Source organism: Streptomyces sp. KLMMK, assembly GCF_036961605.1.
Lineage (GTDB): Bacteria > Actinomycetota > Actinomycetes > Streptomycetales > Streptomycetaceae > Streptomyces > Streptomyces telluris.
Genome location: NZ_JBAMDC010000258.1, coordinates 1 through 9602 on the forward strand (window position 1 = coordinate 1; position 9602 = coordinate 9602).

At 72.0% G+C, this 9602-nt stretch carries 8 protein-coding genes; all 8 read left to right on the forward strand.

Going from position 1 to position 9602, the window contains the following annotated elements; genetic code table 11:
- The coding region (locus V7793_RS27090) for a ubiquitin-like domain-containing protein (RefSeq protein WP_336010964.1) at positions 1 to 1074 on the forward strand (1074 nt) is incomplete at its 5' end.
- The gene (rsmA, locus tag V7793_RS27095; RefSeq protein WP_336010967.1) at positions 1071 to 1952 is read left to right on the forward strand and encodes a 16S rRNA (adenine(1518)-N(6)/adenine(1519)-N(6))-dimethyltransferase RsmA; all 882 of its coding nucleotides are present in this window, start codon (positions 1071 to 1073) and stop codon (positions 1950 to 1952) included. The genes V7793_RS27090 and rsmA, both read left to right, overlap by 4 nt.
- 255 nt (positions 1953 to 2207) lie before the next feature.
- Complete coding sequence (locus V7793_RS27100) at positions 2208 to 3107, forward strand: 4-(cytidine 5'-diphospho)-2-C-methyl-D-erythritol kinase (protein WP_336010970.1); 900 nt, start codon at positions 2208 to 2210, stop codon at positions 3105 to 3107.
- A 49-nt stretch (positions 3108 to 3156) separates the two neighbouring features.
- Entirely contained in the window at positions 3157 to 3570 is a 414-nt protein-coding gene (locus V7793_RS27105; protein WP_336010973.1) for a hypothetical protein, read from the forward strand.
- A gap of 112 nt (positions 3571 to 3682) precedes the next feature.
- Complete coding sequence (locus tag V7793_RS27110) at positions 3683 to 4492, forward strand: helix-turn-helix domain-containing protein (protein WP_336010975.1); 810 nt, start codon at positions 3683 to 3685, stop codon at positions 4490 to 4492.
- Complete coding sequence (locus V7793_RS27115; protein ID WP_336010977.1) at positions 4489 to 4671, forward strand: DUF397 domain-containing protein; 183 nt, start codon at positions 4489 to 4491, stop codon at positions 4669 to 4671. Before V7793_RS27110 ends, V7793_RS27115 begins: the two co-directional genes overlap by 4 nt.
- 93 nt (positions 4672 to 4764) lie before the next feature.
- Positions 4765 to 7293 (forward strand): ABC transporter permease, encoded by a 2529-nt coding sequence (locus V7793_RS27120; RefSeq protein ID WP_336010979.1) that lies wholly within the window; start codon positions 4765 to 4767, stop codon positions 7291 to 7293.
- Between the two features lie 62 nt (positions 7294 to 7355).
- A complete protein-coding gene (locus V7793_RS27125) occupies positions 7356 to 9167 on the forward strand; it encodes an ABC-F family ATP-binding cassette domain-containing protein (RefSeq protein ID WP_168096395.1) in 1812 nt (603 codons plus the stop codon).
- Positions 9168 to 9602: the final 435 nt, after the last annotated feature.

A 9602-nucleotide genomic window follows, 5' to 3' on the forward strand; every position in this document is an offset into this window, starting at 1 on the left:
CTGCTCCCGCAGGCCCTCGTCGTCGCCTTCCTGGCCGGCGGCACCTCCGCCTTCGTCGCGGACGACAAGACCGTTCACCTCAACATCGACGGCACCTCGCGCGAGCTCCACACCTTCGCCGACGACGTCGACGAGCTCCTCGCCGACCAGGGCATGACCCTGGGCGAGCACGACGCCGTCTTCCCCGGCCCCGGCCACGACCTCGCCCGCGGCGACGAGATCACCATCCGCTACGGCCGCCCCGTCACCCTCACCCTCGACGGCGAACACCAGCGCATGTGGACCACCGCCCGCACCGTCGACGGCGCCCTGCGCCAGCTCGGCGTCCGCGCCGAAGGGGCCTACCTGTCGACCGAGCGGTCCGCCCCCATCCGCCGAGAGGGACTGGACCTCCACGTCCGCACGGAGCGCACCGTCACCTTCATGGCCGACGGCCGCGAGCGCACCATCCGCACCAACGCCGCCACCGTCCACGAGGCCATCGAGCAGGCCGGCATCACCCTCCACGGCGAGGACACCACCTCCGTCAGCCCCGACAGCTTCCCCCGCGAAGGCCAGACGATCTCCGTCATGCGGATCACCGGCAGCGAGGAGGTCCGCGAGGAGCCCATCGACTTCACCACCGAGCGCCACGACGACCCCGGCCTCTTCAAGGGCACCGAGGTCGTCTCCCAGCGCGGCGAGAAGGGCGTGGAACGCATCACGTACGCCCTGCGCACCGTCAACGGCGTCAAGCAGAAGCCCAAGCGCATCGCCTCCGAGACCGTCCGGCAGCCCCGCACTCAGATCGTCAAGGTCGGCACCAAGGCCCGGCCCGTCTCGGTGCAGAGCTCGGACGGCCTCAACTGGGAAGGGCTCGCCCAGTGCGAGGCCGGCGGCCGCCCCGACGCCGTCGACCCCTCCGGCACCTACGGAGGCCTCTACCAGTTCGACACCCACACCTGGCACTCCCTCGGCGGCACCGGCCGCCCCCAGGACGCGCCCGCCGCCGAGCAGACCCTGCGGGCCAAGAAGCTGTACGTCAGCCGGGGGGCGAGCCCGTGGCCCGTGTGCGGCCGTAAACTTCACGGGTGAGCTCCAGCCCCAGCCCCAGTGCAGACGAGTCCGGCGCCCTCCTCGGCCCCGCCGACATCCGGGAGCTGGCCGCAGCCCTCGGGGTACGCCCGACCAAGCAGCGCGGCCAGAACTTCGTGATCGACGCCAACACGGTCCGGCGCATCGTCCGCACCGCCGAGGTCCGGCCCGACGACACCGTCGTCGAGGTCGGCCCCGGCCTGGGGTCCCTGACCCTCGCCCTGCTGGAGGCGGCCGACCGGGTCGTCGCCGTCGAGATCGACGACGTGCTGGCGGCGGCCCTGCCGTCGACCATCGCCGCGCGCATGCCGGAGCGGGCGGAGCGCTTCTCGCTCGTCCACAGCGACGCGATGCAGGTCCAGGAGCTGCCCGGGCCTCCGCCCACTGCTCTGGTGGCCAACCTGCCGTACAACGTCGCCGTGCCGGTGCTGCTGCACATGCTCGACCGCTTCCCGAGCATCGAGCGCACGCTGGTCATGGTCCAGGCCGAGGTCGCCGACCGGCTCGCCGCCCGGCCCGGCAACAAGGTCTACGGCGTGCCGTCCGTGAAGGCCAACTGGTACGCCGAGGTCAAGCGGGCCGGCGCGATCGGGCGGAACGTCTTCTGGCCGGCGCCGAACGTCGACTCGGGGCTGGTGTCGCTGGTGCGGCGCGCCGAGCCGATCGAGACGACGGCGAGCAAGGCCGAGGTCTTCGCGGTCGTGGACGCCGCGTTCGCCCAGCGGCGCAAGACGCTGCGGGCGGCCCTGGCGGGCTGGGCCGGTTCGGCGGCTGCGGCGGAGGCTGCGCTGGTGGCCGCCGGGATCTCGCCGCAGGCGCGGGGCGAGGCGCTGACGGTGTACGAGTTCGCGGCGATCGCGGAGAACAAGCAGGGCTGAGGCGGGCGGGGCCGGTACGTTCGGTGCCGGTGCCGGTGCCGGTGCCGGGGGCTCCGGGGCGGGGGTCCGGGGCCGTATATTTACGGGCCGGTACCCCCGGCGTCACGGGCCCCCGCGACCGGCCCGCAAATACACGTCAGCGCCCCGGACCCCCACCCCTGCGCCCCCGTCACCTCTGCCGTCTTCCGGCGGACGCTCGCACCCCCCGTACGATCGTGCGTGACTCTGTCCCGTGCGACCCGAGGAGCCCGCTCCGTGTCCGTGACCGTTCGCGTCCCCGCCAAGGTCAACGTCCAGCTCGCGGTCGGCCCGCTCCGCCCGGACGGCTTCCACGACCTCGCCAACGTCTTCCTGGCGGTCGGCCTGTACGACGTGGTGACGGTGACGCCGGCGGACGAGCTGCGGGTGACGTGCTCGGGGCCGGATGCGGACAAGGTTCCGCTGGATCCCTCCAACCTGGCGGCACGGGCGGCGCTGGCGCTGGCCGCGCGGCACGGGCGCGAGGCGAACGTCCACATCCACATCGAGAAGGACATTCCCGTCGCGGGTGGCATGGCGGGTGGCAGCGCGGACGGCGCGGCGGCGCTGGTCGCGTGCGACGAACTGTGGGGCACGGAAGCCTCGCGCGAGGATCTCCTGGAGATCTGCGCGGAGCTGGGCAGCGACGTGCCGTTCAGCCTGGTCGGCGGGACGGCCCTGGGCCGGGGGAGGGGCGAACTCCTGACGCCGGTCGAGACCGGCGGGAGCTTCTGGTGGGTGTTCGCGGTCGCGGACGGCGGCCTGTCGACCCCGGCCGTGTACGGGGAGTGCGACCGTCTGCGGGCCGACGCGTTCGTGCCGGCGCCGGACCCGTCGCCTGAGCTGATGGAGGCGCTGCGGGCGGGTGACGCGGTGGCACTGGCGGGCGCGGTGAGCAACGACCTGCAAGCGGCGGCGGTCTCGCTGCGGCCGTCGCTGAGCGCGACGCTGGACGCGGGTACGGAGGCGGGCGCGCTGGCCGCGATGGTCTCGGGCTCCGGCCCGACGACGGCGTTCCTGGTGAGCGACGAGGCGGAGGCCGAGAAGGTCGCGGAGGCGCTGCGGGCGTCCGGTACGTGCCGGGCGGTCCGGGTGGCGGCGGGACCGGTGCCCGGGGCGACGATCACTGTCGGTTAGGCTCTGCGATTCCGCGCCCCGAAGGGGCGCCCGAATCGGGGGTTTCACCGTGGCGACTCCGCCGCCCTATCAGCAGCAGAACCCGTACCAGGGCCAGAACCCGTACGGCTATCCCGCGCCGGGACACGCGCCCGCGCCCGGCCCGATGCCCATGGGGCCGACGTGCCGCATGTGCGGCGGGTTCCCGGCCGTCGAGGCGACGATCCGGCGACACCAGGGCCTGCTCATCTACATGAGCTTCATGCACCAGAAGGGGCCGTTCTGCCGGAACTGCGGTCTCGCGATCGAGCGTGACATGACGGGCAAGACGCTGCTGCAGGGCTGGTGGAGCCCGATGTCGCTGGTCCTCTTCACCCCGTTCACGCTGATCTGGAACATGACGGTGCGGTCGAAGCTGAACAAGCTGCCCCCGCCGACCCCTGCGCAGATGCCCAACCAGGGTTCTGGCCAGCAGTGGCTTTAGTTCCCCCGTTCACCCGTTCGGGGAGAAATCCTTCGAGCCCGGCGCGATAGCTCCTTGCCCGCCCTAGCGTCCCTTGCTACCGACGGAAGTAGGCAGAAGGGCGGGATGCCGGGTGGACACGCGACCTGATGCGCCGATGGCGTGGCGGCTGTGCGGGCACCAGATCAAGCTGTGGCGCCAAGCGGCGAACGTCTCTCGCGAAGAGCTCGCGGCGGAGGCGGGGTACGGGGTGGAGGCCGTCAGGTCCATGGAAATGGGCCGACGGCGGCCGAGCCAGCACCTGCTGCAGGTGGCGGACAGCATGTTCGGCGCGCACGGGAAGCTGGAGTCGGCGCATCCGTATTTGGAGCCTGAGCGGATCGCCAGCCGTGCACGCGAGTACGTGGGCCTCGAAGCCGAGGCCATCGCCCTGCACTGGTACGAGGTGCTGATTATTCCCGGCCTTCTGCAGACCGAGGAATACGCGCGGGCGCTGATGACCAACCGTTGCCCTCCCGTGGACAAGGGCACGGCCGAGGCTCGGGTGGCAGCCCGGCTGCAGCGCCGTGAGCTGCTCCAGAAGGAGACCGCACTGTTCAGCTTCGTGATCCACGAGGCCGCCTTGCGGAGCTTGGCCGGGGGTCCGGAAGTGATGAAGCGCCAGCTCAACTACCTTGTGGAGGTGGGTGAGTTGCACAACGTGTCAATCCAGGTCTTGCCTCTCGGGCAAGGTGTCCACCCGGGGCTGGATGGCCAATTCATCGTGGTGGAGACCCCCGACCACAAGCAGTACGGCTACGAGGAGGGGCAAGTGACCGGAGTACTGCATGCAGACGTGGACAGGGCGAGCGCGCTCATGAAGCGCCATGCCATGATCCGCATGCACGCTCTCAACGCTGTGGAATCGGCCGAACTAATCAAAAGAGTGGCAGACGAGCTATGAGCAACGGACCGATATGGCTCAAGTCCAGCTACAGCCAGGGGGACGGCTCTGCCTGTGTCGAAGTCGCCCGCCTCCCCCAAGCCATCCGAATACGCGACTCCAAGCGCAAGGACGGCCCCCAACTGGCCATAGACCCCCACACCTGGGCGGCATTCGTGGCTCACGTGCAGGTCGACTGACGCAGGATGCGCTGGGGTAGGGCTACCCCCACCCCCACTCACCTGCTGTTCCCATGGGACGGAGTCTCCCCGCTCCCTAGCGTGAACTCCGTGATGGGCAAACTCGCAGCGCGTTCGCTGCGCTACAGAATCGGCGGCTTTGCCGCCACCTTCCTCGCGCTGTTCATCGGCGCGACGTTGGTGATGGCGTGCGGCGGTCTCATGGAGACGGGGATTCGTAACGACGCCCCGCCGCAGCGCCTCGCGGGTGCCGACCTGCTCGTCACAGGTGACCGTACTCACGAGGTCGCGAGCAGCAAGAAGCACAAGAAGACGATCCCTCTCCCGGAGCGGGTCGAGCTTCCGGCCGCCCTCGTCGACAAGGTGCGAGCCGTTCCCGGTGTCCGGGCCGCGACCGGCGAGCGCACCTTTGACGCGGCCGTTCTCGGCGGCGCCGCAGAGGCAAAGGCCCAAGCCCACGGCTGGGAGTCCGCGGCGCTCACCCCGTACGCCCTCACCGCAGGCAGCGCGCCTGCCGCGGGCGAGGTTGTCCTGGACGTCGCCACCGCCCGCCGCGCAGGCGTGGCGACCGGCGACCGTATCCGGATCGCCGCGCACGGCGGCTCCGCCGGCTACCGGGTGAGCGGGGTCGCCGCCGCGCGCGGCGTCCCGCAGGCCACCCTCTTCTTCTCCGCGCCGGAGGCGACCCGCCTCTCCGGGCGTCCGGAGACCGTCGCCGACATCGCCGTCACTCTCGCCCCCGGCGCGCGCCTCGATGACGTCCGCAAGGGCATACGGGAAGCCCTCACCGGCAACCCCGTCACTCTCCTCTCCGGTGACGACCGCGGCGCCGTCGAGCACCCCGAGGTGCTGCAGGGCGGCGAGGACCTGATCGCTCTCTCGGGCGTCGTGGGCGGGCTCGTGATCCTCGTTGCGGCGTTCGTCGTCGCCGGGACCGTGTCCCTCTCCGCATCGCAGCGCAGCCGCGAGCTGGCCCTGCTGAGGGCGATCGGTACGAGTACCGGCCAGCTCCGCCGGATGCTGCTCGGTGAGACGCTCATGGTCATGGTGCTGGCGGGCGCCGCGGCCTGGCCCGCCGGGCCCTTCGTCGGGCGCAGGCTCTTCGACACCCTCGTCGACAGCGGCATGATCGCGGACACGGTCCGGTTCAGCCAGGGCTGGATCCCGGCGATGCCCGCCTACGGGGCACTGCTCCTCACGGCCCTCGCAGGCGGACTGCTCGGCAGCATGCGGGCGGTGCAGGCGAAGCCCGTGGAGGCGCTCGGGGAGGCGGCCGTGCAGAAGCCGGGCCTGCACCCGGTGCGGATCGCCGTCGGGCTGCTGTTCCTCGCTGGGACCGTCGCCCTGGCGCTCGTCACGGCGCTGGTCCTGCGCGGGCCGGTGGCCGCCAGCACCGCGGGGCCGACGGTCATGTGCTGTGCGATCGCGCTCGCCCTCCTCGGGCCCTGGTTCGCGAAACTCGTCACTCTCCTCCTGCACTGGCCCGTGCGACTCCTGACCGGGCCCTCCGGCCGCCTCGCCGCCCTCAACTGCCGCGCCCGTACGGCGAAGGTCGCCGCGATCGCGACGCCCGTGATGCTCGCCAGCGCCATCGCCACCGGGAACCTGTACCTGCAGACGACCACGGCCGCGATCGCCGACCGGGCGTTCGCCGACAACCTGCGGGCCGACGCCGTCCTCACTTCTGCCGCGGGCGGGGTGGATCCGGCGCTGCTGGCCCGCGTGCGGGCGCTGCCGAGCGTCGCGGCGGCCGGCGCGTACGTGACCGGCAAGGCGCACACCGAGAAGCCGCACGACGGTGACGAGAACAAGAAGGGCCTGCCCCTGCAGGGCGTGAGCGCGGAGGGCGTCGGACAGACCCTCGCCGTCGAGGCGAGCGCGGGCAGCCTGGACGGCCTGCGCGGCGACGCGGTCGCCCTGCCGGAGACCGTGGCGCACCGCATGCACCGCACGGTGGGGGACACGATCACCCTCCGGCTGGGGGACGGGGCGCGGGCGGACGTACGGATCGTGGCGCTGTTCAAGGGGCGCGAGGGGTTCGACACGGCGCTGACGAGCGCGGAGCTGCTGGCGCCGCACACGACGGCCGGGCTGCCGTCGCAGCTCCTGGTGCGGGCGTCCGGTGACCGCGGCCGGCTGATGGCCGACCTCGGGGCGCTCGCCGCGCAGCACCCGGGGCTGAAGGTCGCCGGGCGGGACGCGGTGACGGCCGCGCAGGCGGAGAGCAGCCGTACGCAGGCGTCCGTGAACTACCTGATCATCGGGATGCTCGTGGCGTACACGGCGCTGTCGGTCGTCAATACGACGGCCGTCGCCGTGGGGAACCGCCGCAAGGAGTTCGCGCTGCAGCGGCTCACGGGGGCCACGCGGGGGCAGGTGCTGCGGATGATGACGGTGGAGGGCGGCCTGGTGGCCCTGGTCGGCCTGCTCCTCGGCGGGGTGGCCGCGGCGAGCACGCTGGTGCCGTTCGGGTACGCGCTGGGCGGTGCGGGGGAGATCACCGGACCGTCGTCGATCGCCCTGACCGTGATCGGCGCGGGGCTCGCCCTGACGCTGGCCGCGACGCTCGTCCCCACCTGGTGGGCGCTGCGGTCCCGGCCCGTGGAGGCGGCCCGGGCCTGACCTCCGGGCGACGTTTCCCGGCATGGGATCCTGGAAGCCAGGAACCCCACACAAGGAGCGGCATGGCAGCCAACCTCGTCAATCTGGAAGCCGTCGACAAGGTGTACGGCACCCGTGCACTGCTCGACGGCATCTCCCTCGGCGTGAACGAGGGCGACCGGATCGGTGTGGTCGGCCGCAACGGTGACGGCAAGACCACCCTGATCCGGATCCTCGCCAAGCTGGAGGAGGCGGACAAGGGCCGCGTCACGCACGCCGGCGGCCTGCGCCTGGGCGTGCTCACGCAGCACGACTCGCTGGACCCGGCCGCCACGATCCGGCACGAGGTCATCGGTGACCTCGCCGATCACGAGTGGGCGGGCAGCGCGAAGATCCGCGACGTGCTCACGGGCCTCTTCGGCGGGCTGGACCTGCCGGGCTTCGCCGACGGCCTGGACACGGTCATCGGCCCGCTGTCGGGTGGCGAGCGCCGCCGCATCGCGCTCGCGAAGCTGCTGATCGCCGACCAGGACATGATCGTCCTGGACGAGCCCACCAACCACCTCGACGTCGAGGGCATCTCCTGGCTCGCGGGCCACCTGCGGGGGCGCCGCTCGGCGCTGGTGTGCGTCACGCACGACCGCTGGTTCCTGGACCAGGTCTGCACGCGCATGTGGGACGTGCAGCGCGGCGTCGTCCACGAGTACGAGGGCGGCTACAGCGACTACGTCTTCGCCCGCGCCGAGCGCGAGCGCATCGCCGCGACGGAGGAGGCCAAGCGGCAGAACCTGATGCGCAAGGAGCTCGCCTGGCTGCGCCGCGGCGCCCCGGCCCGCACGAGCAAGCCGCGCTTCCGGATCGAGGCCGCCAACGAGCTGATCGCGGACGTGCCGCCGCCGCGGGACAGCGCCGAGCTGATGAAGTTCGCGAGCTCGCGGCTGGGCAGGACGGTCTTCGACCTGGAGAACGTGACGATCCAGGCGGGCCCGAAGGTCCTCATCAAGCACCTGACCTGGCAGCTGGGCCCGGGCGACCGGATCGGCCTGGTCGGCGTCAACGGCGCGGGCAAGACCTCGCTGCTGCGGGCCCTGGCGGAGGCCGCGGGCAGCGAGGGCGAGAAGCAGCCGGCGGCCGGCAAGGTCGCGGTCGGCAAGACCGTCAAGCTCGCGTACCTCTCCCAGGAGGTGGCGGAACTCGACCCGGCGAAGCGGGTCCTGGAGGCCGTCCAGCAGGTGCGCGACCGCGTCGACCTCGGCAAGGGCCGGGAGATGACGGCGGGACAGCTGTGCGAGAAGTTCGGGTTCACGAAGGAGAAGCAGTGGACGCCGGTCGGCGACCTCTCCGGCGGTGAGCGCCGGCGCCTGCAGATCCTGCGCCTGCTGATGGACGAGCCCAACGTCCTGTTCCTCGACGAGCCCACCAACGACCTGGACATCGAGACGCTGACCCAGCTGGAGGACCTCCTCGACGGCTGGCCGGGCTCGATGGTCGTCATCAGCCACGACCGGTACTTCGTGGAGCGCACCACCGACCGCGTCTTCGCGCTCCTCGGGGACCAGGCGCTGCGGATGCTGCCGCGCGGCCTGGACGAGTACCTGGAGCGGCGGCAGCGCGTCATCGAGGCTGCCGTGCCCGCCGTCGCTCCGGCCGCGGCCGCGGCGAGCGCCGTGAAGCAGAAGTCGGCCGGGGACGCGCGCGCGGCGAAGAAGGAACTGCAGAAGATCGAGCGCCGCCTGGACCGCATCAGCGAGCAGGAGGCGAAGCTGCACGCGCGGATCGCCGAGCAGGCGACCGACTTCGAGGCGGTCGCCAAGCTGGACGCGGAACTGCGGGAGCTGGCGGGCGAACGCGAAGAGCTGGAGCTGCGCTGGCTCGAACTGGCGGAGGACGCGTAGGCCTTGCAGGCGGCCCGCAAGTCAAGGACGCGCTCGCATCCTTGAATCCGCCGCGGCGGCGCGCAACCACGATGGTGGCGTCCGGCGGTGCCGAGCGCACCCGAGCTCGTACGGCACCGCCGGTCACCGCCGCTGTGGTTGCGCGCCGCCGCGGCGGTCTCAAGGAAGCTCCGCTTCCTTGAACCTGGTTGTCCGGCCAGGGCAACAGTCTCGTCACGGGGCGGTCTCAGGCCGTGTCCCGTCAGTACCGGGTGATAAAAAGAACATCCGCCAGCCCCGCCGCAACGAGGAAAGCTGATGTCAACTCCGCCCCCGCCCCAGCCGCCCAACCAGCCGCCGCAGGGCTTCGGGGCACCCAGCCCCTCGTACGGCTACCCGCCGCAGCAGCCCGCGCCGACGCCCCAGTCCCCGCCGCAGCCGCCGCAGGCAGCCCCG

Coding starts and splice junctions, on each gene's coding strand:
- V7793_RS27115 (WP_336010977.1), top strand. CDS start 4,489: ATGAGCAACGGACCGATATGGCTCAAGTCCAGCTACAGCCAGGGGGAC.
- V7793_RS27120 (WP_336010979.1), top strand. CDS start 4,765: ATGGGCAAACTCGCAGCGCGTTCGCTGCGCTACAGAATCGGCGGCTTT.
- V7793_RS27125 (WP_168096395.1), top strand. CDS start 7,356: ATGGCAGCCAACCTCGTCAATCTGGAAGCCGTCGACAAGGTGTACGGC.